This window comes from Ferruginibacter sp., from assembly GCF_049840995.1.
Lineage (GTDB): Bacteria > Bacteroidota > Bacteroidia > Chitinophagales > Chitinophagaceae > Ferruginibacter.
In genome coordinates, this window is sequence record NZ_JASGIP010000003.1 from 843,668 (window position 1) to 867,672 (window position 24,005).

A 24,005-nucleotide genomic window follows, 5' to 3' on the forward strand; every position below is an offset into this window, starting at 1 on the left:
GCATGAAATGTATTGTTCGTTTATCATGCACTCCAATAAAAAAACCGCAGCCTTACGGGGCTACGGGTTTACTTGTTCAAACTGCATGCTATAAAACGCAAATGATGGTACGGAAAAAAACTATCTTGCTCTAAAATTATTCGTATATACTTGCTGAAAGTTGTTGTACTTTCTCATTACTTACTTTACCAGCGGGTATCAATGCTTTTACATATTCCAGGCAAAGCTCATTGGCATTGTAGGAGGCAAATTCCCTACTCAGTTTTTCAATATTCCTTTTATACAGGTTGTTATTGATCACTTCATCTACAGCTTTTGCGATCTGAACAGCGGTGGGGCTTTCTGTTTTCAGGTTCACGCCATATTTAAAATAACCCACCCTTGCACAGATCTCATTCTTTCCTTCGTGCACACCTGCCATCACCATCGGCAATTTATTTTCTATACCCAGCATTACACCGCCATAGCCGCCATTGGTAACATATACACTTGCATAAGGCATCACGTCTGCAAATGGAATAAAATCCTCGATGATGATATTGGGACAATCATATTTTTCCCGCAGCTCTTCGGTAAGCGAACCGCCTGTTGTGCACACCACCAATGTGCTCGTATTTTTAAATGCTTCCAACGTGGGCACAATGATCTTGTTGATGTCTTTTTCTACGGTGCCTTGTGTTACCAGCACTATCCTGCTATAGGTATACAGTCTTTCATCAAACCAGGGCTTGCTATTTTGTTTATTACTGTAGGGCAACAAGGGACCTATAAAGCGGATATTGCTGCTGAGATCGCTGCGTTGGTATTCAAAACCCGGTGTGCCGCTCTGCAATATAAAATCTGCCTTATGGCTCAACAGGTCGAAAAGAAATATTTTATTATGCTCAATTTTATATTCGTCCAGTATCTTTTGTGCCAACGCATCCGGTTTTTTAAACAGGATATTTTTAACCAGCCATCTTAACATCCCCTGTTTTATTTTACCTGCAAAAGTATTGGATGGCGTCATGCCCAGCCCGTTCGGTGGCAGGTCCCTGGAACTTTCCACCAATGGCAATACACCAATGGATAATACAGGTATACGCATCAGTTCTTTTACAAAAATACTTCCCATAAATGCGACATCTGCTATCAGCAGGTCAAAGGGAAATGTTTCATGTATCTGTTGCATCTCTTTATAATATACCGGTCCGCGGTTGATAAAAAAATACTCCATATCAAAATTGAGTTTTTTGATCGTGCTCTTTATCTGTACTCTTTCCGGGAAGGCGGTATCAAATTCATCGGTGGTAAAATCTATCTCCTTGCCAAATTTGTAGGAAGGTATCTGCAGTTGCTGCAGTTTGGGCAGGTATTTAGATGCAGCATACCATCTCACATCATAGCCTTGCTGCTGTAAATATTTGGCCAGGCCTGTTAATGGGTTAAAATGTCCATCGGCCGGTACAGCTGCAAATAATATTTTTTTCATGACTATTTTTTTGATCCCGCAAATTTGCAGGCTTCGGGCAGGCGGGGCAAGCAGCTATGCAATGGGATGCGTAAAATAACTGCTGAATTGAGGTTGCGGCGGATGAAATGCAAGGCGCTTTCCGGGGTGGTTTTTGAGCGGTTTTAAGCCAGAAAACCGCTGTTTTCGGCAGTAAATGGAGGGATAGAAGGTAAATATCATACAATTCATACGGCTTTTTTCTCAATCCATACACAGTTAACACAATTGATACCATGGAAAAGCCGCCATTTACTTAAATTTTATAATTTTCAGGATGGCATTAAAAAGATATAGCAAAAAGGAGCCTCTGGTATTTGCGTGGGTAATGGTGCCGTATATTTTTTTTCTTAACCTGCTGATGCTGGGCAGCTGCATTTTTGGTTCGCTGTCTTTGTTTTTCAAAAGTTTTTTTTATTCGGGCATCTTCATCATAGTCATCTATTTTTTATTTGGCATGGTGGCCATTCTTATTCAAAAAAGATTTGCTGCCGCCGGCGACCTGTTCAAAAGGATCTCTATCATGCTGCCCGTGTTTTATGTGATGAACTGCCTGGCTATTTCGGCGCTTTTTTACCTACACCATAAACTGCAGTTGTTATCCTGCCCGGTAAAAACCGATATGTTGTTATGGTCCATTATTTATGCCTGCCTGATGAGCACTATTATCACGTTCATCAATGAGGGAGTGGCCAACTGGGAATCGTGGAAAGCTTCTATAACTGAAGCCGAAAGAATAAAGAATGTGTACCAGCGCAGCAAAGTGTTGGGTTTAAAGGGACAGATCAACCCGCATTTTCTTTTCAATTGTTTTAATACTTTATCCGGTTTGATTCAGGAAGATGAAGCAAAGGCGGAGATCTTTCTGAACGAAATGACCCGGGTGCACCGGTATCTTTTACGCAGTGATGATGAATTGCTGGTATCGGTGGATATGGAAATAAAATTTGCGGCCTCTTATCTTTATTTAGCCAAAGAGCGTTTTGGTGATGCCATCCATATCGACATTAATGTTGCTCCTGCTGATCTTGAAAAAAAATTACCGCCATTAAGCATGCAGGTGATACTGGAAAATATTATTTATACCAATGCCCTGAGTAAATTGAACCCGCTGCATATTTATATCGGCAGTACCAGCAATAATGAATTATCTATTATCAATACGATCCATGAAAAAACAGTAGTGCAGAATTATAATGTGGACGATGGATTGAATAACCTGGTGGATAAATACAAAATACTAAATGCCGGCAGCATCACTATAGAAGAAAGGGATGGCAAAAGAACTTTCCTGTTGCCTTTCTTTGCCAAAAAGGAGGGAGAAACAGTATGAAACTGAACCGCCCTACCAGGATACAGACCTATAGTTTCTGGCTTTCTATGCCGCTGATCGTAACTTCTTACATCTACATTTTGTACGATGACCGGATGTGGAGCGATTGGAAAGTGTGGGTGGTTTGTTATGCACTGATCTATTTTATTGGTTATTTTTCGTGGTATGCGCATTCGCAATACGATTATTTTCTGCGTACCAAATTTCCTTCATTGCAGGAAACGGGCAAAAGGATCGCTTATAAATTGCTGGTGAATCTTTTAATCATGACGCCTTCGGTGTTACTAATCTTTTACGTGTTCCACCGTTTTAAAATACTGGGCTACCAGGTGCAGGAAGGTGATCTTAAATATGGTTATTTATTAGGACTTGCAGTGAACCTGGTATTTGAAACTTTGTGGGAAGTGGTGTATATCATTGAAAAATACAAGGAAGCCACTGCCGAAAAAGACCTGCTGGAACAATTGCAGCTGCAACAGGAATTTGACGGGCTTAAAGAAAAAGTGAACCCGCATTTTCTCTTCAACTGTTTTAATACTTTGTCGGCACTCATCACCGAAGACAAGGATAAGGCGGAGCGTTTTTTAGATGAACTCAGCAAAGTATACCGTTACCTGTTGCGCAAGAATCACGACAGTATGAGCACGCTGGAAAGCGAAATGAAATTCATTCAAAGTTATTTCCAGTTGTTGAAGACGAGGCACAGCGATGCAGTAGAGCTACAGGTGGAAATTGATAAGCAGTATAGTAATTATTTGTTGCCTTCGCTGAGCCTGCAGATGTTGCTGGAAAATGCGGTGAAGCACAATGCACTTTCTAAAAACAAACCGCTTACCATTGAAATATTCACCACCACGGGTAATAAACTGGTGGTGAACAATAACCTGCAGCGCCGCAGTATCCAGGCGCCCAGCAATAAAGTGGGGCTGGATAATATAAAAGCGAAATACGAGCTGTTGCACCAAAAGGGTTTCCAGGTAATGGAAGATGGAAAGAATTTTACGGTAGTGCTGCCTTTGATATGGAATAACAGTACTGAAAACAAACAGGACCTTACAAACAATTCATAAAGACCTAAACATTTTATTATGCAGATATTAATTGTAGAAGACGAAGAACTGGCAGTAAAAAAACTGCAAAAGACTTTATTATCCGTAAGCGCTGTTGCCAATATTGCCGGCGTTACCGACAGTATTAAAAGCACGGTGGAATGGTTGCAGGAAAACCAGCAGCCCGATCTTATACTGATGGATATTGAACTGGCCGACGGGCAGAGTTTCGAGATATTTAATCTTACAGAAGTAAAAAGCCCCGTGATATTCACCACTTCGTATGATGAATATGCCTTGAAGGCTTTTAAAGTAAACAGCGTGGATTATTTATTAAAGCCTATCCAGAAAGAAGAGTTACAGGCTGCGTTAAATAAATTCCAGAAGATACAAAGCAACAATACCGCTGCTGATATCAATATTGATGTGCTGGTAAAACAGTTACAGCAAAAACTGCAACCCAAAGAATACCGCAAACGCTTTTTAGTAAAGCATGGTCAAAAACTGGTTTCTGTTGAGATAGATGAGATCGCTTATTTCTACAGCGATGGCCGCCTTAATTTCTTTAAAACAACTGACAACAGGAAGTTTGTAGTGGATTATACCATGGATGAGCTGGAAGAAATGCTGGAGCCTGAAAAATATTTCCGCATCAGCCGTTCTTTCTATGTATCTATCGCCAGCATTGATAAAATAGATGATTATTTTGGCAACCGTTTGATATTACAGTTAAAACCAGCCGTAGATAAAGAAGCATTGGTGAGCAGGGAAAAAGTAACAGACTTTAAAAAGTGGATGGGTAAATAATATCAATACACCGGTATACTTAATTCTATCACCGATCTTGTTTTATGCAGTTTGGCATCCAGCACTGCATTAATTTCTTCCAGTTTATCGGCAAGCTCTTTGCGCTGCAGCAAATTATTCAGCTGCAGCATGTCGGTATTGCTGCTGTCGAATTCCATGGTATAAATGAGCTGTGGTTTTTTGAACCCGATATGAAAATGACAGTTGGCTGCTCCCGTTCTTACAATATTGGTACTGCCGCCACGCAATAACCAGAATATGTTCTGGCGCAGTTGCATGTCTAATTTTAACCCCGCAATTTTTTCATCCACCAACAGATCGATCTGCACACCATAGCGGTTCCTCAACCCATCGATGTGTTCTTTAAAACGATCGATGATCTTTTGCATACTGTCATTATCCGGGTTAATACCCCAGAGCACATCATCCATGGCCACGATCATCTGCTGGCTTTTACCATGTATCTGCTAAATATACTCTTTTGATTTTTCAATATCCTTATCTGCTTTCAGTTTTGCCATTTCGCTCAGGATATTGATATTGTTAAGCGCCGTATTCACTTCCTGGTGTAATTTATCTGCAATACCGGTACGCATTTTTTCAACCGCTTCTTTGCGTTTGGTACGTTGCCTGTCCAGCCAGAACAACAGGCCCAGCACCAGCAATGCCAGCAGGGAATAGAACCACCAGGTTCTCCAGAAAGGTGCATTGATCTTTATTTTCAGCATGGTAACCTTTACTGATTCCTTTCCATTTTCATTCATGGTCTTTATCAGGAAGGTATAAGTGCCGGGCGGCAGGTAATTATAAATGGCACGGTCATTCTTATCGGCGATCACCCAGTTCTTATCAATACCGCTGAGTTTGTACCTTATTAATGAAGCGCTATTATACAAAAGCGGGGAGAATTCAATAGTGAGTGCATTCTCTTTATAATCCAGTTCAATTTCATCCAGCTTCAGTAATGAATCCAGTGGCAATGCTTTATTGAACACTTTAAAATCTGTGATGGTCACATCAGAAAAAGAAGTGTTTGTTTTCATTGCCAGCGGATCGAATACTATAAAATGGGTGCTGGTACCAAATATCATTCTGCCGTCGTGCATTACATAAGAAGAAGGCTGTGAAAATTTTTCATTCTCGATACCGTCGATACGATTAAAATACACAAATATCTTTTTCTGGATATTGATGCGGTACAATCCATTGCTGGTGGTAAGCCACAAATAACCATTCTTATCTTTTTCAAAGGCCGAGATATAGCCGGAGATATTCTGGCTGGTACCCACAATGGTGGAGGTGTTCGCATTCCTGTTATATGCAATGATCATGGTGGCAGTGGTAATGATCATGGTACTGTCATCATATTCTCCTACTGAGGATATCACCACTTCGGGTAAATTTTTAGCACCGGGTTCTTTAGCGCTAAAGTGCATTACAATTTTATCTGTATCAGGATCGATCACGTACAAACCATCCACTCCCACGCCAATCCATACCAAACCTTTTGAATCAATGAAGATCTTTCCCACCTGTCCGGCAGGCAGATCAGTAAACTTTGCAATACCCTCATTAAAATCTTTTTGTCCTTTGGAAGCGGTCCATTTAAATACGCCCGAACCAAACATCCCTATCCACAGGTTGCCATGCTTATCTTCAACGATCTGCCTTACTGTTTTTCCTTCCAGTGCAGGGGGATTATAAAACTGAAGTTTTTTTGTTTGCTGGTTCAGTGAATAAATACCCGGTTGTGATGCGATCCATATATGATTGCTGTCTGCAGATGCTGTCATCCACCAGGCAAATGTGTTCATCTTTACAAAATCAGGAACGGTAAGCGGAACAGGGTCTAAATTTTTATCGTATTCATACATGCCATCGCCCCAGGCACCGGCCAGCAGTGTGCCCCATTTGGTTTCCATAAAAGACATCATTGTTCCGTCTCCCTCTTTTAAATTATTCCGGTTGATGTGTTTTACATTGGTAAAAAACTCGGCAGAAGGATTGAAGCGGAACAAACCATTATTATCTGTAGTGACCCATAAATTTTTTTCCCTGTCCTCAAACAGGCAGTTGACCAGGGAATAAGAAATACCCTGTTCATTATTATAACCATTGTACACCATCTGGAATTTTTTTTCCGTTTCGATGTATTTAGCCAATACGGGAATGCCTCTTATCCATATAGTACCATCTTTCTGTTCGTAAAAACCATGTATCTCATGATAGGCTTTAAAATAGCTGTAGATCTCTATGCTGGAAAAAACAGGTTGCTGTGTTTTAAAGTCGTAACAATAAATGATAGGAACAGCTGGGTTCCAGTTAACAAACCATAAGCGGTTCTTTGAATCGAAGAAATGCGCCACTGAAGTTTTCAGCCCTTTGTATTGTTCAATGATGGGCTCCTTTTCTATATTGTTTTCTGCACTGCTAAGATTACCGGTGGAGTGATTATAAACAGAAAGGCCACCACCCAGTACACTTATCCAGTATTTATGCGTGCCCGGCTGCTGAATAAAAGAACAGATATGCCAGTCGTCTTTTTGCTTAAAGAAATTATTCTTATAAGAAAACTCGTTGGTGGATGCTTTGTAAGTTAATATCTCCGTACCGGCGATCATCAAGAACATATTGTCGTACTCATCGGCTATCAGCGCCTGCACCACGCTTCCCACTCCATAGTCTTTTTTGGTAACTACTTTTACTTCTTTAAAAACAAATGTTTTGGTATTGAATATGCAGATCTTTCCCAGGTTGAACAACAGCCATAGGTTGCCTTTTTTATCCAGTACCATCTGACTTACAATGTTATAAGGTATAGAGGTGGAATCTTTAGGATCGTGCCGGAATGTTTTATAGCGAACGCCATCAAACCGTTGCAGGCCATCGGTAGTGGTGATCCAGATATAACCTTCCTTATCCTGTATAACATTATTTACCTGGTTGGAGATAAGGCCCGATGCCGTAGTGTAGTGGGTAAAATTGTATTGCTTTGCCGGCAATTGCTGCGCCCTGCCATAAAGCGCAAAAAATAATGTAGTTAACAGTAAGAATTTTTTTGGCAAAGGATGGGGTTTAAGAAGTTTCAAATTTAATAAACCTCCGCCGTACTACGGACCATCCCGTGTTTCGATTTATACAATTCAAGCGCCCTTTTCCTCAATTCATACAGCGGCCTGCCCACCTGTGTAAGGGTGAGCTGCCGAAAATGTGTTTATGATGCCTTTTACAGGAAGCCCGATCGTTTATTTTTTCTTTTTAAGCCATGCCAGTGCGGCCTGTATCTTTTTATCCTGCAGGTAATCATCAAAATCATCGCCGCCCCATATTATTGTATCGGGTGCAACATTATTATAATAAATGTTTTTGTTCCTGTCGGTAATGGCCGATTCGGCAATTACAATACCCGCTTTGTTTGCAATTATCCAGTGGCCATTATTACCAATAGTAAAGCCTGCCGTGGTTTCGCCGATAAAAATTGTATTGGCTCTTCCTTTAAAAGCTACTGCCAGGCATTCACCGGCACTACCCGTTAAATTACTCAGCAATACTGCTACAGGCATGTTTGCAGTAACTCCTGTGCAATTGCTTTGCACAGTTGCCTTACCACCATCATAGCCTGTAAAAACACCGTTATGCAGATCGTCCATGCCTTGTATATTCCCGGAAGCATCTGCACTGCCAATGAATGTACCATTACCTAATAATGCTGATACACCTGCGATCATAGGGAACATAGTACCTCCCGCATTCAGCCTCAGATCGATGATGAATTTCTGAGCGCCCTCCTGTTGCAATGCACAAAGACTGTCACTCAGTTGCTGTGCTTTTTTATTATACTGGCTGCTGTCCAGTATCATACCCGGTACACGCAGGTAGCCCACCTGGCCCGGCAACATTTTTTTTACGATCCTGTTGCCTTTGGCAATTTCATTTTTTATTGCTTCAGAAAATTTTTGTTCCGGCTTTATATTCCAGCGAAATTCCGCATCACCTGCAGCTAACCAGCCATGATGATCGTTCACCGCAGCAAACAGGTACGAAATACAGCTGTCCAGTTCCTTCCATGTTGTTGCATTGGCTGCTTTGGCATAAGCGGTTTGTTTTACCTGTTGCCAGTTGGTGGTTTTGCTGTGCAAAGCGTACTGCTGCAAAAGACTGATAGAGGAATCCAGCACCAGCTTAACACTGTCGGGCATTTGCGCCTTTGCTGTATTCAACCAGCTGCATACTATTATTACAAGTAAAGGTCTCATTTAAGGCAGAAGAATAATTTATTTAAACAATAATTCAACCGGTGATGCTGCATAGCGGTATGCAGTGTCGTTCATGGAACGTTTAAATTCTTCATTGTAAGTTTTAGGCAAATGCGGGTGCACTTTTACCACCAGTATGATGGCTGCGATAGCAGTAATAAAAAGTGCGGCGGCCTGTGTTGTATTTTTCATGCTGTTTTATTTTTAAACTGCTGCAAGATATCCGGAGATATGGGAACCGTTGATACAGTTGTGCATGAACTGTTATAAGCGCTGCATGAAAACGCGGTAAATAAAAAATGCCGGCAGATCGCCGGCATTAAAAACCAAACCTTCCATCTCCAACTGCTAAAACCCTGGTCCTTCATCTATGCGCTTAGTTTTTCTGTTGTTTGTGTGCTTGTTATAAACCGGTGCCTGTTCTTTTTAACCCATTGTTCAAAGCCCTGCATTCCTGGATTGAGCCCGTAGCTTTCTATCATATTGATCTGAACCAATTGCTGTGGTGTGTGCAATCTTTGTACTTCAAACATATTCGCTATTTCAACAGCTCCCGGAAAGTCAAATGCCGCATATTGGTCTCTTGGTATATACTGGTACCTTATTTTTTTACCCAACGCCTTACTCATGATACTTGCGTAAGCATCACAGGTATCATTACACGCTACTCCGCCTACTGTTCTGCCAATATAATCTGCAGGGTGATCAAAAATTGTAGCCACTATGCCGCCCACATCTTCCACGCTGATCATTGCCAGCGGCGTATCGCCCTGCGGAAAACCAAAAAAGTAAGAACCATCCGCTGCAGGCTGCAACACAAAGAAGGTAAAGAAGTTCTCGTAGTAAAATGCCACCCTTAAAAAAGTCGCTTTTACGCCCACGCTTTTTGCATATTCCTGCAAAGCTGCTTTCTGATCGCAGTGCGGCACCGGGTATTTGCCTTTGCTTAATTCAAAATAAGATGGCAGTGTATGAAAAACAAAGTGTTCTATATTTGATTCCTTTACTGCATCTACCAGGTTTTTCCCCTGCTGGTATTCGTTTTGATAATGTTCCCAAAAGTTTGTAACACCAAATACGCCGTAGCAATCTTTCATAGCTTCTTTCAAACTTTCTTTATCATCCAGGTTGCCCTTTACCACTGCTGCACCCTGCTGAATTAATGCGAGTGCATTGTCCGATGTAGGGTTACGGGTAAGAATGCGTACGGCAAATTTTTTCTGCGTCAATAATTCCTTCGCCACGCTGCCGCCCTGTGCACCGGTGGCGCCTATTACTAATATTGTTTGTTGTTTCATTATTAATTCTTTTGTGGTTAATGATTATTTTTTCTCCTCCGGTTTCGATAATAAATAACGGGTCATGAATATGCCACCGGCGCCACTATCGTTCTGGCTAAGTGTGAGCGATGTTACATGCTCCACTTTCCAGCCGTTATTGGTGTACTCTTTCAATGTCTTGATCACTTTATCTTCATTCTCCTTGATATTCTTGAAATTGATGCCTACCAGGCTGAACAGGTTTTCCATATCACTGTCCTTTTGTGTGCCATCCGGGTTGGTGATGATCATCTTCGATCTTCCCAATCCACCTGCCAGTACCGATTCCACCGTGGTGATCTGCATGAATTGTTTCGGCGCTTCTGTTACTGTTTTAAGCTCCTGTGCATGAATGTTACTGATAAAAGCAATGGCAATTACCAGCGACAATAGTATTTTTTTCATGGCTATACTTTTTAGAATTTTTGTAAGAATTTGAGCTGGCTTGTGGTACCCGCAATGGTCAGGTAAATAGCTTTGGTGCCATTGGGCTCAGTGCCAGTAGTGTAATTGTAAGTACTCAAAGTGGTTATCTCGCTGGGGTTAAGGTCACGCTCTTCTTCCACATGCCCGTTCTTTGTTCTTTTGTAACGCGACGTACAGCAATAGGTTTTAACGGTTTTATTGGTTTCGTCGATCACAACCGTTCCTTTAGATACTGATTGCTGGTAAGTAACAACACCCAGTGTAACGCTGCTCGATGTAAAATACTGTTCATAAGTGCCGTCTGCATTGAATTTAAATGCGATCGCAAACTGCAATGCGTTGCCCAGGTAATCGGCGGGGTTCTGTGTCCAGTATTCCGTCATAGAGAAATTACCGTACATCCAGTTGCCCTGTAATGCAGCGCTAACCGGTGCACTTGGATTGGAGCATGCTGTGGCGGATGCTTTTGTTGTTTTACTTTTTTGACAGGCTCCTAATAATGCAGCACATACGATGGCTGCAGATAAAAAAATCTTTTTCATTTGATCTGCTTTTTAATGGTGTTTTGATTGTTGATGAATTGCAGTTTCAAAAAAGATCATGGCTATACTTTTAAGAAACCGGTGCAAGTTATTTTCCGCGTTGCTGTTATTACAGCGTTGTATGTTTCAATTGTTTTAAAACTGTTATGAATTGTTGCTTATTCAGGTGCAATAAAAATCTTATAATGATTTATCGATCTTTACAAAATCTGCAATGATTCCTTTGCCCTTCACTGCCGAATTAAAGCCGGAATTGATACCCCATGTATAACCTCCTTCCACGCCGGCAACTGTGCCGCCTACTTTTATAAGTCCGTCGGCAATGCTGCCGGGAGTATCGCCTATTTTAGCAGAAGCAGTTCCCTTCAATCCAAAATCACTGAACTCATTGTTATTATCGAACGACACATATACCATCTGCTTCAGTTCGGCACTGCCGGCAGCAGCAAAGAATTTGGCTTTGGCGCCTACTCCCGCTGCCAATGTGGAAGTGCCTGTTTTAAAATCATGTTCGTATCCTAATCGTACAAACGCAGGAGAGGCTTCGATGGCATACTTGGAGCAATCGGCTTTTATTTTTCCCACCTGCACATCCAGTTCCAGGTTCAACCAGGCGGGGCAGCTGAAATCGATATTGTGGCTGGCTTCAATTATTCCGTCTGCTTCTTCCGATGTCATTTTTACTGCAAAGCATTCCATCGGGTCCGGTTCAAAACTTACTGCGGTCTGCACGGTAGTAATAAGAAAAGTAAAGTATTGCGCCACGGTGCTGTACACGATCTTTTTATTGCCCAGTGTTGGATTTAATTGCACATAACTGATCATGGCATTGATATATTCCTTCCAGCGGGTGTTTACAATGTTGAAGCGGTTCTTTATAAAATCATTTACATTCTGTACATAAGCATCAGCGATGGGTTTACGCAGGTCGCAGCACTTTTTTTGATAGGCCAGCGCAAGGTCAGCTCCTGCACCCGGCACACTCGGTGGCGTGGGGCAAATTGCTTCGCTGAGTTTTTTATTATAGTCCTCCAGCATTCCATCCAGGTTGGATCGTTCCTGTTTAGTGATCAAACCCAGTAACGGTGCAAACTCATCCCCCAGGTCGCTCATCAGTTCATCTTCCAGGTCGGCATACAAGCCCGGCGCACGCCTGCCTTCTTCCTTTATTTGCGCTTCTGTAGCATCACCGGCGCTAAACCAGAATATAAATTCTGCCTGCAGCGATTTCACGTAGGGAGCATTGATATTATACCACTGTGTTGCTTGCCCTGCTGTTGCCGGCAGGTCAGGTAAAGCAAATTTGGAAAAGCCGATATCAGAAAAATAATCATGATGCGGTATCCCGGTTCTTCTTTTTCGTATAGCCGCCAGGTTTATCTTGATGCCTTTTCTTTTTAAATTTGCCAGTGTGGAACGGCGATGCGCTACTTCCAGTTCCTTTTCAAAATATTTTTGCCCTTCTGCAAATTGCTTTTGAAAAAAGCGGATCATACCCATGCTGCGGTTGGCTTCGGGATGCAGGGGATCCTGTATCAAACAGGCTGTTAAAAACTTTTCTGCATTCTCCAGGTCACCGAGGCCCATGTATGCCTGCCCCATATTATTCAGCAGCATACTATTGTTGGGTTCTTTGGAAAGATGATGCATCAGTATGGGGATGGCTTTATGTTGCAGCCCGCTCATGTTATATAATGCAGCGAGGTTATTCCATCCTTCCACCACCGATGGGTTTTGTATAGCAGCATTCATGGACACCAGTAAAGCCTGCACCGGTTTATCGCTGTAAAATTCTGCAATAGAAGTGCTTTGCTGTTGTGAAGGTGTTTGTTGCGTGGTAATGGTTTTTACTTCTTCCAGTATGGCTTTGGGTGTAACCGACTGCAGCTGCTGCATCGATTGCTTCAAGCCATCTGATAACTGTATCAATGTGGGTGGTTGCACCGGCAATAATGATAAGCGCTTGATATCTTTTACCGGTGGCTTCAGTTCGTAATCCGGCAGCAGCATTTCGTTTACCTTGATATTATTTTTTGATGCCACGTCCTTTATTTGTGCACTGGCCTGTTGCAGCATTTTCTGTTTGTAGGTTTCCAGCTCCGCTGGTGTCATCTTCATCATTTTATCAATGTCGGGCAAAGAGTTTGCTGCAGGCCGTTGTTGGGCATCTGCAACACTGTAGCACAACAATGATGCAAATACAAAAAGATATTTTTTCATGATCGGTGAATTATTAGTGAGGGATCAGTTTTGTTTTGGCCGGCTTTACCGTCTGCAGAAATTGATAGATCGCTTTCAGTTCCACATCATCCATTCTTTTAAAAGAGTTCCAGGGCATTTCTGTATTCGGTATCAGTTTGCCTTTACGAAAGCGGTCGATAAAGCTTTGCTGTGTCCAGCCGAATATCCTGCTGCTGCTGTCGGGAGTAATGTTGGGTGTTACCATGCCGTTGGGCATCATATTACCACCGGCAAAAGGTTCGCCTGTGTACACACCGCTTAAAGTGCGCTCGGTATGGCAGCCATTGCAGTTGCCTACATTGTACACCAGGTATTTGCCGTATTCGGCTGTACTGTCTGGCTTTACTGCTGCCTGTATTTTTTCAGAAGGGCCAACCGGCTTTATTAAAAATGCTTTTACCAGGTTGCCCATCAGGTTCAAATCATTGGCTGGTTTGGGGGTACTAACGGCTTTCTGTGTACGCAGGTAAGATAATACAGCGATCAGGTCTTCGTCACTCAAATTATGAAAGGGCATAAAATCATATACCACGGTACCATCCGGATGAACGCCATAGCGCAGTACTCTTGCCACTTCCGGATCGGTGAATTTGCCGATACCATAAGTACTGTCCGAAGTGATATTGGCCGAATAGATAGTGCCCACGGGTAATGTAAAGCCCACGCCGCCGCTCAATGGAACATCCTGGCCCAGGCTGAGCAAAGAATCGTTGTTGCTTTTACTGTGGCAATCGTTGCAGTGTGCAATGGCATTGGCAATATGCCTGCCTTTGGATATCACTGCACTGTCCTTACTGGCGTGGATTTCCGGGTAAGGCGCATCATATTTCATATTTTGCCTGGATGCGGTAACAATGGCCGTACCTGTTACCAGTACCAGCAGTATAATGCCGGTCCATTTAAGTATGCGTTTTAATTTTTTCATATCAATACAATTAATTTTTCGGTTGAATGATGAGGACACAAAAATCATTTATGGCAGGCGGATCAAAAACGGGCGCATGTATCAATTGATTTTTTGCATACATGAATTGAAAAAATACAGGCAGAAAGATGCTGCCTGTATGCTGTAACTTATTTACTGTTCCAAAGGAAACAGCCAATGGTCAATTGAAGACTGCGGTTCTTGTATTTACCGGCATCATTGCTGTTGATGTTGGCAAAGCTTAACTGGTAGCCGGCATGGATATAAAACCTGTCGGGTAATTGTACACCTGCCAGTATGCCTGCGCCATAGTCAGACCTTTTAAAACCGCTGCCACCATCGCTTTCTTTTTTAAAAGCATCGTTCTCTTCTTTTGTTACCTGGGTGTTGCCATTATTCAAAGTGGTGGTAGTGGTCAGTTTTGTTTTACCATTGATACCAAACGAATAATAGCCGCCTGCTCCTGCAAACAAGCGGAAGCCAGCCAGGGGAACGCTGTAAACAATTTGCACCGGTACCTGCAGGTAATCGAGGCTGGTGGTGGCTTCAAACTTCAGTGTATTAACACCGCTATTGCTTTCTACCTTTACTCCCTGTTGTAAAAAATTTACGCCACTGCGCAGGCTGGTGTTTTTGCAGAATGTATAATCGGCCACCAAACCGGCGCCCTGCAGCATCCTTGCTTTTTTTACCGGGTTAACAAGGTCGCTGGTGTTGAGTGATGCACTGCTGAGATTACCGATGCCTTGTGCACCGATGGACAATTGTGAAAATGCGGAGGCAGATATAATTATGCCTGCCAATACTGTAATTACTTTTTTCATGACTTAGTTTTTTGGTTATTAATGCCGCAAAATTGCCTGCTGTTAAGCTGCCCGGCAATGTAACAGTGCGTGGACTGCATAAATTGATCACTGAATTGTTGTTTTTTAATCCCGTAAGTAGCGGTAAAACAAAAGCCATCCACAATAGTGAATGGCTTTGCTGTCATTAAATACGTATATACGTTATAGTTATATTATAGTTTAATAAACTCCACCCGCCTGTTCTGCGCCTTGCCTTCTTTTGTTTTATTATCTGCTACAGGTTGTGTTTCGCCCTTGCCCTCGGTTTCTATCACTGTGGCATCAATGCTGAATTCTTTTACCAGCATTTCTTTTACTGCCAGTGATCTTTTCTTCGATAATTCCATATTGGCATTATCATCACCATCGCTGCTGGTATGGCCGATCACTTTTATCCGCACACCGGGGTTTTCTTTCAATACCCCTGCTATCTCTTTTACCACGCCGTACGATTCCGGTTTTATGGTGGCAGCATTCACATCAAACAAAATACCCGTGGTGGAAAATTTTCCTTCTTCAATTAATTTATGACGGGTATCGGGTAACCCGGTGGCTGCTTTTATATTGCTGATATAAACAGCGTACTGATCTTCTTTGTAATTGGTCTGACCCACTTTAAAGAACAACTGGTTCATCTTATACGCCGTGTCCACACCCTTGGGTACATCAAATACTTTTGTTTCGTTGATCCACATGCGGAAACGCTGTTTTTGCACCTGTATGGCTACGTGCACCGGTTTGCCATAATATTTTTCCAGTTCGCTGTACATTTTTGCTTCGCTTTTAAAAAATGTTTTGGCGTCGGTAAAAGATTCCAGCTGTACCCGGCTGTTACTGTTTTCTGCAGGATAAACGGTAGCTACTGCTGCACTGTATTTATTATAGTCCTTTAAAAAAACATTGTCGGTATTGCCTTCGGTACTACTCGCTAAAAAGCCGGCGGAGAAAGTAGGATACATCCAGCCGTTATTTTTTAACTGCAGTACCAGGTCAAATTCTGCTGTATAGTTTTCGCTTAGTTCTTTGGTATTGCTGGTAAGGTATACAAAGGGATTGTGCAGGCGCAGCCATTTGCCGCCGAATTTTTCCAGCGTTACCACTTCGCCCGATCCGTTGGTGTTCCAGCCGGTGGGCAATTCTGCAATGGCTTCCTGGTCAAAATTATCATAGTACAATATTTTTTCTCCCGGTACAAAATCATATTTTGTAAAACTTTTTACACCGTCATCTGCTTTTGCTGTTACCGGTTCTTCTTTAGTAGTGGTAGTGGTGGTTTTGGCAGGCGCATCTTTACCTTCTACCTTATCCAGTGTTTTATCAATTTCCTTGTCCACCTTACTGTCGGCCCGCTGGTTTACTTTATTCTTTACCTTATTCATCAGCCCTTTAAGCTGTGCATTGGCAGCAAAAGGAATGATCGCCAGCAATGCAATAATTATTTTCTTCTTCATGATAGTGTGGGTTTTTAATTACGGCGAAAGTATAAACGGCTGTGCTGCATTAATATAAACACCGTAATGAGTTGCACAAACAGCTGCATGAGCTGTAAGAATAAGTACACGAACAGTGTACTTAAAAAAATATTTTGTGTAATCCGTTTTCTTTTTGCATCCGGTGTTAAGACTGCAGCGATCACAACCAGCAAAAAACATTAACAGATGAAAACAATACTGCTTATACTTTTCGTATGCCCTCTTTTTGTTGCAGCGCAGGACGTGCAGCCTGTTATTTCGCAGGATTATCTTTCGCTGATAAAAAAAGATACCGTTACAAGAAAGCGATGGACCGACAGCTCCAACAGTTTGGAAAGATCTTCTTTAAGGCTCGGGCTGAATGGTTATTTCTATAACGATTATTTCTACAACAAATTCGAGCGGATAACAGTTGACAGGAATAACAGATTACAGCTGTATCTGCTGCAGTATAAAAAATTAACCGTAAGCGGCTGGGTCACATCTATTACAGAGATACAACGTGCCAATCATACGCCCGATGTACAGCAGGAATATGTACAAGGCCGTTCCCTGAACGGAAAAACAGTTTGGCAGGGACCAGAAACCAATGAATTATTCAGTTATGGCCCTGCAATCAATACGCTTGAATTTGACGGAACATCTTACCCCTATGATGCAAATGGAAAATTAACAGCTGCCGGTAGCGGGAACGGAAAAAAAATCATACCCTATTCATCTTCCGTTTTCCGCACGGCGGCCTCGTTTTCCAATAATGCAACGGTGCAGCTGAAGTATAAAAAGAATTCCACTATGGTTTCAGGCTTACTGATCAATGCAGGACATACTACAGAAAAGACCTTTATCAATTTTAATCAAAATAATACCGATCATTTTGCTGCAACCGGTACGCAGACGATTAAGAGCACTACATTGACGGCGGCTTATAGTTATACCGGGCAATCTTTTTCCAACAGCAACCGCGGTGGTTTTCTCAACAGGGTATATCAAAATGCATTACTTACACCGGTAAGTTTTGATAACGGCCAGGGTAATACGCTAGGCGCTGTACAAAGAAGTTATAGCCAGTATGCCGATAATCCTTTGTTCCTGCTACAAAACAATGATCATTCTTTCAGTAATCTGCAAAAAAGTGGCAGCCTGAATATCCTGCACAAGCTCAGTAAAGGATCCATCAGTTTATTCCAGTCATTCGAAAACCTGCAGCAAAACAGTAATGAAGGTTACCGCCCCTCTACTGCATTTTTTGAGAACGGTATTGCCGTTAACCGCAATAAAAAAGACCGGAATTATTTTTTAAATGCCGCTGCCGAATACAATATTCGTTTTAACAGCGACCACTACAAATTTGGGTTGAGGGGAACCGCAAACCTGGGTTATATTTATAACAATAACAGCTCTTCCATATCCTATCCAGGTAATTTGTATCAATATCATCGCTCTTCCAGCGATATCCTGTTAAGTTACCTGCAAACTTTTGAATGCGGTTTTGGAGAGGCGGGTATACGGGTTACCGACAAAATGTATACATCTTCCACCACTGCAAAAAAAGATCTCTTCCTGCCCGGCCTTGCTGCTTACAGCGTGTTTAGCAACCTGTTTAATATACCTGGCGTTTGGATAAAGTTAAAGGCTGCTTATAACCAGTTCAACAGCGAGTTGCCCATCAATACTTCGCTGGCACAAAACAATCTTACACAATATCGTGTTGCCGAGACACTGCAATACCTTCCTGTAAAAGAAGTAACAGGCTTTAATGGCTTGATGCCTATTGAGCACCGGGAATATAATTTTGGAACTGAATGGAGACTGCTTAAAAATAGAATATACCTGGTTGCAGATTGGTATACCCGGTACACATTGAACGATGTTTTCCCGGTATATAGTAACAACCAGTTGCAGTTAATGAATTTGGCCAGTCACCGTAACCGCGGCATGGACCTGGAATTAACTACAAGGATTCTTATTGGCGGCACCAAAAAATTATCGGTAAGCAACAGCTTTACTTTTAGTAAATACCGGGGCCGGGTAACCGAAGTTAAAGCAGGATATGACTTCTTTGATATTGCCGGCTTTGCAGATGTGCATAAAGCTATTGTAAAGGGTGCGCCGCTGGGCGCTATTGTGGGCAATAGTTATTTAAAGGATGCAGCCGGTAATACCATCATTGGTACAGATGGCTTTCCAATGGTAAACAATACGCCATCAGTGATCGGCGACCCCACGCCTGATTTTGTTATAAAAAATGCCAGCACTTTCGACTTAAAAAAATGGAGGCTAAGCATTATAATGGAATGGCAAAAGGGTGGTGACGTATGGAACGGTACGGAAGCGTTGCTGGATTATTATGGCAGGTCGGCGGGCTCTGCTGCATTAAGAAATACCACGGGCTATGTTTTTAACGGGGTGGATATTAACGGTAAGGCCAACACGATACCGGTATCTTTTTATGATCCATCCCTGCCGGTGGAACAAAACCGCTGGACCCGCTATGGCATCGGTGGTGTTGCAGCATCCTATATTCAAAAAGCAGATCATATCCGGTTGAACAACATCAACCTGTCCTACCAGTTCAGGCCAAAAAAATATGTACAGCAGATCAGCTGTGCACTATATGCCAGCAATTTCATGCTATGGTCTGCATACAAGGGCGTAGATCCCAACCAGCTGCTGTTTGACCAGGCAGGCACCCGAGGGCTGGATCTTTTCAACCTGCCCTCTTATCATTCATTCGGTTTTTCATTATCCCTTAAATTTTAGTACCATGAAAAGGATCGCTTCATTAAAAGCAATATTGTTTTTCAGTTTGCTGTTAGGCTGCTGCAGTATCAGCGCTCAGGATTATGTTTCCACCAAAGAAAAGATCTATATACAAACGGATCATGTTTTTTATAAACCAGGGGATGTGCTGTATTTTAAATTATACCTGGTAAAAGCGCAGGACCAGACAGCCAGCCAATTGAGCAGCGTGGTGTATGCAGAATTAATAAGCCCTGCCGGTACCGTGGTTAAAAAATCGCCGCTGAAGGTTACGGATGGTTATGCCGAAGGTTCTTTTGATTTTACCGATCAATCTGTTGGTGGTGTTTATAAAATAAGGGCTTATACCAGCTGGATGCTGAATGAAAAAGAGAGCCAGGTTTTTATTAAGGAGATCACATTGCAAAAAGTGATCGCACCCAGGGTGTTGATGAAGCTGGATTTTCCTGAAAAAGGTTACAGCGCTGGCAGCCTGGTAAAAGCCAACTTCAGTATGCGCAATATCGCCGATGAACCCATCCGCAATTACAACGTAAAATACGCTGTATCCATTGGCGGGGAAATAGTAAGCACACAAAATTTTAAAACGGGCAATGATGGCAAGGCGGTCATCAATTTTACATTGCCTAACGATCTTGCCACTACCGATGGTCTACTGAATGTAACGGTTGATTACAATGCTTATACCGAAGCGATATCGAGGAGCATCCCCATTGTGCTGAACAAGATCGACCTGCAGTTTATGCCCGAAGGCGGCACGTTCATCAATGGCATGCCCAACACAGTGGCTTTTAAAGCGCTGAACGAAAATGGCAAGGCGGCTGATATCAAAGGTTATATCATTGACAGCCGTGGTAATAAAGCGGGCAGTTTTGAAAGTTATCATTTTGGTATGGGTAAGTTTTTATTTGCACCGCAGGCGGGTCAGTCGTACAAAGCGGTCATCACATCCCCGGCAGGCATCAGCCAGCAATTCAGCTTACCTGCTGCTGTTAATGATGGCATTGCCATGCACATCAGTAAAGAAAATAAAAAGATCACTGTACAGCTTACCAGCAATACTGCCGAGCGTATTCATCTGAAAGCCACCGTTAAATCCATTACTTATTATCATGAAAGTATCGGGCTTAAAAAAGGCAGCAATACTATTACCATCGATGAAGGTATTTTTCCTGCCGGTATTGCACAATTCACTTTATACCGCGATGATGAATTGCCGCTGGCAGAAAGGCTGGTGTTTTTGAACGAACAGAAATTATTGTATGTAACCATTACCACCGACAAACAAAGATACCTGCCCCGCGAAAAAGTGATGCTTACTGTAAAAACAATGGATGAAAAGGGTGATCCCATTGCATCCAATCTTTCGCTGGCAGTGGTGGATGATAAGCTGTGGACCTTTGCAGATGATAAGCAGGATCATATTCTTTCGTGGCTGTTACTGAGCAGCGAGCTGAAAGGCAAGATAGAAGAACCACAATTCTATTTTAAAAAAGACGAGCCAAAGGCAGTGCCTGCGCTGGACCTTTTGATGTTGACACATGGCTACCGCTATTTTGATTATACCGAATATGTGCTGAACCAAAAGCAATTAAAGTTTATGCCCGACCAGGCCAATATTTTAAGCGGACAAATTGTAGGCGTTGATAAAAAACCCGTGCGTGCAAAATTATTTTTAATGAATGCCAAAGCCTTTGGCAAAGCTATTAAGATCGATACAGATGATGATGGCATGTTCTTTTTTTCGGACCTGCAGCCGCAGAACAATTATTTTATTTATGCGCAGGCCTTTAATAAAAAACAAAAGATAGATATCAATATCATGCAGAATGGTATGGGATATAACCCTACTAAAGCAAACCAGCTACGACAGTTGATATCTATCTCGAAAGATTTTGATGTGCAGGCAAAAGCTATTGCTGTTGCAGAAAAGAAAGAAGCAAAGGAGCAGGAACAATTATTTAACCTGGTGCAGGGGCCAAGAGCTGAGTTAAAAGAAGTGGTGGTAACAGGCGCTTTTGGTGTAAAAAGAGCATACCGGTCTATGACAAGTTCTGTATCAATCATCAGCATGGACGAATTAAAGGATGTAAAAGATTGGGGCAATGCGCTGGCCGGCAGGGTGGCAGGCATACAGGTTACTTCCAATGCCAATCCCGCTGATGGCTTAAAGATCAGTATCCGCGGTATGGGTAGTTCATTTATATCGGGCCCTTTATTTGTGGTAAATGGTATACCGATGGAGCAGCTGCAGGTAAACAGCATCAGCGCCAACGATATTGATGATGTAACGGTATTGAAAGATGCAGCCGCCACATCGCTGTATGGCAGCCGTGCGGCCAATGGACTAGTTGTGATCACGCTTAAAAAAACATACTACGACAAGCTGGGTTTTAATTTTACCCCTAAATATTTTTATACTTCCAAACCGGTGTATACAGGCAATATGGTATATGCTGTTGCCCGCAAATTTTATGCGCCGGTGTATGTTACTACGGATGTGGCGGAAAGATCCGACTTCAGGGAAACCATTTACTGGAACCCTACCATACAAACCGGTAAGGATGGTACTGCATCGGTATCATTCTATAATTCGGATGCTTCCACCACCTTCAGGGCAGTTGCAGAAGGCATTGCATATAATGGTAAAGTAGGCAGAACAGAAACTACTTATAGTGTACAGAATGCGCTGCAGGTAGATGCCAAGATACCGCCTTATCTTACCGTGGGTGATAAGGCTTTGCTGCCGCTGGTAATTAAGAACAACAGTGGCGAAAGCAAACAGTTTACTGTAAGCGTATTGTTTCCTGGTAATTTTAAAAACGGCACGTACAGTAATTCTGTTACAGTAAGCGCAGACAGTTCCTTACGGTTACTGGTACCCGCAGAAGCCACTGCGGCCTTAAAAGGCACCATTCAATTTATTGTAAGCGGGCCCAATGAAAAAGAAGCGATCACGTTGCCGGTGTCGGCGGTAGAAAAGGGCTTCCCGGTAGTGGAAACATTTTCCGGCAATAAAAATGCGCAGCACCAGTTCACTATCAATAAAATGATACCCGGTTCACTAAAGAGCAACCTGCGGTTATTTAAAAACCTGGAAGGCCAGTTGATGGATGGTATTGAATCGATGCTGCGGGAGCCTTATGGTTGTTTTGAACAAACTTCTTCCAGCACTTATCCTAATATTTATGTATTGAAATATTTGCGGGAATCCGGCAAGTCCAACCCCGCTATTGAGCAAAAGGCATTGGATTATATTGAAAGAGGCTATAAACGCCTGATAGGTTTTGAAACGGCGCAAAATGGTTTTGAATGGTTTGGCCACACGCCGCCACACGAAGCGCTGACCGCCTATGGCCTGATGGAATTTACCGATATGCAGGGCCTGGTGGATGTAGATAAACAAATGCTGGAACGCACAAAGAAATTTTTGCTGGGCCGCAGGGACGGTGATGGCACTTTCAGTGTGATCAACCGTGGTTACGACCAGTTTGCATCCGTACCTGCTAAAATTGCCAACACTTATATTGTGTATGCACTTACGCAGGCAGGCGTGGGCAAAGAAATAGAAAAAGAATACACTACTGCTGTAAAAAAAGCCATCGAAAGTAAGGATGGTTACCAGCTGGCGATGATGGCCATTGCAGCTTCTAACATGAAGGACATGGCTTCATTTAAAACACTGATGGAGCAACTGGATCAGCAATATCAGAAAGTGAATTTTAATGCTGAAACCAGTGTGGTGAATTCAAGGGATGCTTCTTTAAGAGTGGAAACCTGCTCGCTGTATGCCATGGCATTGATGAAGGGCGATGCACCGCCACTGGGTAAGATAGCCGATCTTATTTCAAGAATATTAAAAGAGAAGAGCTATTACGGTTACGGATCCACGCAGTCTACCGTGCTGGCATTAAAGGCACTGGTGGAATATACTAAGCTGATGGGTAAAGTAACTGAAGACGGGCCCATCAACTTTACACTCAACAATAAAGTGGTGGATGCCGATAAAGCGGTAATAGCCAATCTGCAGGAAGGCAGCAACAGCTTTACCGTAAACTATGTACAAAAAGGCAATGCCATCCCTTACAACCTGGAAGTGGCGTACAATACTTTTACTCCGCCTAATAGTGATAAAGCGGAATTAAAACTGAACACTGTATTAAAGAACACCGAAACAAAACTCGGCGAAACCGTACGCATGGATATTGCAGTTACCAATATAAAGAACAACCTGCAGCCCATGGCCATTGCTAAAATTGGTATACCTGCCGGCCTTTCTGTACAGCCCTGGCAGCTAAAGGAGATCATGGAAAAGAACCAGGTGGCCTATTACGAGATATTTGATAATTACCTGGTGTTTTACTGGATGGGCTTTGCAAGCGGTGAAACAAAAAACATCTTCCTCGATCTTAAAGCCGATGTACCGGGCACGTATAAAGGTAAAGCCAGCAACACGTATTTGTATTATACGCCCGAATATAAAAACTGGAACGACGGCGTAGAAATAACCATTACAGAATAAAGTGTAGTGCTATCATAAA

General features: G+C 42.5%; 17 protein-coding genes. 5 read left to right on the forward strand and 12 right to left on the reverse strand.

Features of this window, described 5'->3' with window-relative positions; genetic code table 11:
- Positions 1-136: 136 nt before the first annotated feature.
- Positions 137-1,471, reverse strand: coding sequence for a glycosyltransferase (locus QM738_RS05335; RefSeq protein ID WP_462275641.1), 1,335 nt, complete (start codon positions 1,469-1,471; stop codon positions 137-139).
- Between the two features lie 295 nt (positions 1,472-1,766).
- On the opposite strand from QM738_RS05335, the gene QM738_RS05340 reads away from it, so the two are divergent.
- The 3 genes from QM738_RS05340 to QM738_RS05350 are packed head-to-tail and all read left to right on the forward strand — an operon-like array spanning position 1,767 to position 4,678.
- Positions 1,767-2,822, forward strand: coding sequence for a sensor histidine kinase (locus QM738_RS05340; RefSeq protein WP_462275642.1), 1,056 nt, complete (start codon positions 1,767-1,769; stop codon positions 2,820-2,822).
- Positions 2,819-3,892, forward strand: a complete 1,074-nt coding sequence (locus QM738_RS05345; protein WP_462275643.1) for a sensor histidine kinase — start codon at positions 2,819-2,821, stop codon at positions 3,890-3,892. Before QM738_RS05340 ends, QM738_RS05345 begins: the two co-directional genes overlap by 4 nt.
- An 18-nt stretch (positions 3,893-3,910) precedes the next feature.
- Positions 3,911-4,678, forward strand: coding sequence for a LytR/AlgR family response regulator transcription factor (locus QM738_RS05350; RefSeq protein ID WP_462275644.1), 768 nt, complete (start codon positions 3,911-3,913; stop codon positions 4,676-4,678).
- A 2-nt stretch (positions 4,679-4,680) separates the two neighbouring features.
- Here QM738_RS05350 and QM738_RS05355 read toward each other — a convergent pair whose 3' ends face one another.
- The 11 genes from QM738_RS05355 to QM738_RS05405 form a co-directional block, all read right to left on the reverse strand.
- On the reverse strand, positions 4,681-5,121 hold the full coding sequence (locus QM738_RS05355) for a hypothetical protein (protein ID WP_462275645.1): 441 nt from the start codon (positions 5,119-5,121) through the stop codon (positions 4,681-4,683).
- Between the two features lie 24 nt (positions 5,122-5,145).
- Positions 5,146-7,743: a ligand-binding sensor domain-containing protein gene (locus QM738_RS05360; RefSeq protein WP_462275646.1), complete on the reverse strand. Its 2,598-nt coding sequence runs from the start codon at positions 7,741-7,743 to the stop codon at positions 5,146-5,148.
- 180 nt (positions 7,744-7,923) lie between these two features.
- Complete coding sequence (locus tag QM738_RS05365; RefSeq protein WP_462275647.1) at positions 7,924-8,934, reverse strand: S41 family peptidase; 1,011 nt, start codon at positions 8,932-8,934, stop codon at positions 7,924-7,926.
- Positions 8,935-8,952: 18 nt separating this feature from the next.
- Entirely contained in the window at positions 8,953-9,126 is a 174-nt protein-coding gene (locus QM738_RS05370) for a hypothetical protein (protein ID WP_462275648.1), read from the reverse strand.
- Positions 9,127-9,302: 176 nt separating this feature from the next.
- Positions 9,303-10,232: an NmrA/HSCARG family protein gene (locus QM738_RS05375; protein WP_462275649.1), complete on the reverse strand. Its 930-nt coding sequence runs from the start codon at positions 10,230-10,232 to the stop codon at positions 9,303-9,305.
- A gap of 24 nt (positions 10,233-10,256) precedes the next feature.
- Positions 10,257-10,658 (reverse strand): hypothetical protein, encoded by a 402-nt coding sequence (locus QM738_RS05380; protein WP_462275650.1) that lies wholly within the window; start codon positions 10,656-10,658, stop codon positions 10,257-10,259.
- A gap of 11 nt (positions 10,659-10,669) precedes the next feature.
- Positions 10,670-11,221, reverse strand: coding sequence for a hypothetical protein (locus QM738_RS05385; RefSeq protein WP_462275651.1), 552 nt, complete (start codon positions 11,219-11,221; stop codon positions 10,670-10,672).
- A gap of 180 nt (positions 11,222-11,401) precedes the next feature.
- Positions 11,402-13,441 carry a tetratricopeptide repeat protein gene (locus tag QM738_RS05390; protein WP_462275652.1) on the reverse strand — a complete coding sequence of 680 codons (2,040 nt, stop codon included), beginning with the start codon at positions 13,439-13,441 and terminating at the stop codon, positions 11,402-11,404.
- 13 nt (positions 13,442-13,454) lie between these two features.
- Positions 13,455-14,387 carry a c-type cytochrome gene (locus QM738_RS05395; RefSeq protein ID WP_462275653.1) on the reverse strand — a complete coding sequence of 311 codons (933 nt, stop codon included), beginning with the start codon at positions 14,385-14,387 and terminating at the stop codon, positions 13,455-13,457.
- 149 nt (positions 14,388-14,536) lie between these two features.
- Entirely contained in the window at positions 14,537-15,211 is a 675-nt protein-coding gene (locus QM738_RS05400; RefSeq protein WP_462275654.1) for an outer membrane beta-barrel protein, read from the reverse strand.
- 194 nt (positions 15,212-15,405) lie between these two features.
- The gene (locus QM738_RS05405) at positions 15,406-16,683 is read right to left on the reverse strand and encodes an OmpA family protein (protein ID WP_462275655.1); all 1,278 of its coding nucleotides are present in this window, start codon (positions 16,681-16,683) and stop codon (positions 15,406-15,408) included.
- A 207-nt stretch (positions 16,684-16,890) separates the two neighbouring features.
- On the opposite strand from QM738_RS05405, the gene QM738_RS05410 reads away from it, so the two are divergent.
- Both QM738_RS05410 and QM738_RS05415 read left to right on the forward strand, forming a co-directional pair.
- Complete coding sequence (locus QM738_RS05410) at positions 16,891-19,464, forward strand: SusC/RagA family TonB-linked outer membrane protein (RefSeq protein ID WP_462275656.1); 2,574 nt, start codon at positions 16,891-16,893, stop codon at positions 19,462-19,464.
- Positions 19,465-19,468: 4 nt separating this feature from the next.
- A complete protein-coding gene (locus QM738_RS05415; RefSeq protein ID WP_462275657.1) occupies positions 19,469-23,986 on the forward strand; it encodes a TonB-dependent receptor plug domain-containing protein in 4,518 nt (1,505 codons plus the stop codon).
- The last annotated feature ends 19 nt before the right edge of the window (positions 23,987-24,005 follow it).

Bases quoted from the DNA above. Each gene is read 5' to 3' on its own strand.
- QM738_RS05410 (WP_462275656.1), top strand. From the start codon at position 16,891: ATGAAAACAATACTGCTTATACTTTTCGTATGCCCTCTTTTTGTTGCA.
- QM738_RS05400 (WP_462275654.1), bottom strand. From the start codon at position 15,211: ATGAAAAAAGTAATTACAGTATTGGCAGGCATAATTATATCTGCCTCC.
- QM738_RS05340 (WP_462275642.1), top strand. From the start codon at position 1,767: ATGGCATTAAAAAGATATAGCAAAAAGGAGCCTCTGGTATTTGCGTGG.
- QM738_RS05405 (WP_462275655.1), bottom strand. From the start codon at position 16,683: ATGAAGAAGAAAATAATTATTGCATTGCTGGCGATCATTCCTTTTGCT.
- QM738_RS05395 (WP_462275653.1), bottom strand. From the start codon at position 14,387: ATGAAAAAATTAAAACGCATACTTAAATGGACCGGCATTATACTGCTG.
- QM738_RS05415 (WP_462275657.1), top strand. From the start codon at position 19,469: ATGAAAAGGATCGCTTCATTAAAAGCAATATTGTTTTTCAGTTTGCTG.
- QM738_RS05385 (WP_462275651.1), bottom strand. From the start codon at position 11,221: ATGAAAAAGATTTTTTTATCTGCAGCCATCGTATGTGCTGCATTATTA.
- QM738_RS05375 (WP_462275649.1), bottom strand. From the start codon at position 10,232: ATGAAACAACAAACAATATTAGTAATAGGCGCCACCGGTGCACAGGGC.
- QM738_RS05350 (WP_462275644.1), top strand. From the start codon at position 3,911: ATGCAGATATTAATTGTAGAAGACGAAGAACTGGCAGTAAAAAAACTG.
- QM738_RS05370 (WP_462275648.1), bottom strand. From the start codon at position 9,126: ATGAAAAATACAACACAGGCCGCCGCACTTTTTATTACTGCTATCGCA.
- QM738_RS05380 (WP_462275650.1), bottom strand. From the start codon at position 10,658: ATGAAAAAAATACTATTGTCGCTGGTAATTGCCATTGCTTTTATCAGT.
- QM738_RS05355 (WP_462275645.1), bottom strand. From the start codon at position 5,121: ATGATCGTGGCCATGGATGATGTGCTCTGGGGTATTAACCCGGATAAT.
- QM738_RS05335 (WP_462275641.1), bottom strand. From the start codon at position 1,471: ATGAAAAAAATATTATTTGCAGCTGTACCGGCCGATGGACATTTTAAC.
- QM738_RS05365 (WP_462275647.1), bottom strand. From the start codon at position 8,934: ATGAGACCTTTACTTGTAATAATAGTATGCAGCTGGTTGAATACAGCA.
- QM738_RS05345 (WP_462275643.1), top strand. From the start codon at position 2,819: ATGAAACTGAACCGCCCTACCAGGATACAGACCTATAGTTTCTGGCTT.
- QM738_RS05390 (WP_462275652.1), bottom strand. From the start codon at position 13,441: ATGAAAAAATATCTTTTTGTATTTGCATCATTGTTGTGCTACAGTGTT.